Source organism: Mesorhizobium sp. M6A.T.Cr.TU.014.01.1.1, assembly GCF_004022765.1.
Classification (GTDB): Bacteria; Pseudomonadota; Alphaproteobacteria; order Rhizobiales; family Rhizobiaceae; genus Mesorhizobium; species Mesorhizobium mediterraneum.
Genome location: NZ_RZPG01000100.1, coordinates 1 through 470 on the forward strand (window position 1 = coordinate 1; position 470 = coordinate 470).

The following is a 470-nucleotide window of genomic DNA, read 5'->3' on the forward strand; positions in this document are numbered from 1 at the left end:
GCGAAGAACCGCGTCCATCGCTTCCGGAGCGTCGGCGTGGTGGCCGAGGCGACACGCGGAAACGTATAAAAGAGATTGAGCGTGCCGTTGGCGCGCCGCAAGCGGCAAACGCCATTGTCCTGGCTGGTGTCAAGGTCCCAATCCACTGCGTAGCCGGTCAACGCGATGGCGTGCGTCATGAAGCCGTGCTTCGGCCCCTTGCGGTCCATAGCCTGCATCAGCGCCAGCCCCGTGTTCCCGGTGATGTCGTAGGTCCGCGTCTTGACCACCACCCTGGTGCCGGCCGAGGCCGCCGAAGCCAAACCGAACAGCGCAGCGATCGCCACAAGGCATGCCAGAACCGCCAGGCGCATTGGCCATCTCCTTATCGTCAAGGAATGGAACCATAAGCGCGCGGCAGTTTCAACAGTCCTAATGTTTCACTTGCCACGGGAGACCCGAGCCGTCGTCGGGGCTTTGCACGCTGTGGC

General features: G+C 63.2%; 1 protein-coding gene. It reads right to left on the reverse strand.

What is annotated here, in order from left to right; genetic code table 11:
- Nucleotides 1-353, reverse strand: a 353-nt coding sequence (locus tag EN885_RS33135; protein WP_128335264.1) for a DUF922 domain-containing protein, incomplete at its 3' end; no start/stop codon positions are given.
- Between the last annotated feature and the right edge of the window lie 117 nt (nt 354-470).